Origin of the sequence: Mammaliicoccus fleurettii, from assembly GCF_003970575.1 — a bacterium.
Lineage (GTDB): Bacteria > Bacillota > Bacilli > Staphylococcales > Staphylococcaceae > Mammaliicoccus > Mammaliicoccus fleurettii.
In genome coordinates this window covers 1-373 of sequence record NZ_RXWZ01000198.1, presented here as the reverse complement: position 1 = coordinate 373, position 373 = coordinate 1, and the positions used below count along the sequence as shown (strand labels likewise).

2 tRNA genes are annotated in these 373 nt (G+C 40.5%); both read right to left on the bottom strand.

The features are described from left to right. Window positions 1–98 precede the first annotated feature (98 nt). A tRNA-Ala gene (locus CD129_RS12085) sits at window positions 99–174 on the bottom strand. Between the two features lie 23 nt (window positions 175–197). Then, a tRNA-Ile gene (locus CD129_RS12080) sits at window positions 198–274 on the bottom strand. Window positions 275–373 lie beyond the last annotated feature (99 nt).

The following is a 373-nucleotide window of genomic DNA, read 5'->3' as shown; positions in this document are numbered from 1 at the left end:
CGATTATTAAGCTTGAATTTCGTTAGAAATTCACTCGGTTTATTGCTTGGTAAAATCTATTTGCTTACTTATCTAGTTTTCAATGTGCAAAATAATTATGGTGGAGACTAGCGGGATCGAACCGCTGACCTCCTGCGTGCAAAGCAGGCGCTCTCCCATCTGAGCTAAGCCCCCTAATTGGGTAATTAAATTTTTAATGGTGGGCCTAAATGGACTCGAACCATCGACCTCACGCTTATCAGGCGTGCGCTCTAACCAGCTGAGCTATAGGCCCATTCTTAAATTGAATGTTAAATAAACATTCAAAACTGAATACAATATGTCTCCGTTATTCCATGACCTAATGGTCATTCCGTAATATCCTTAGAAAGGA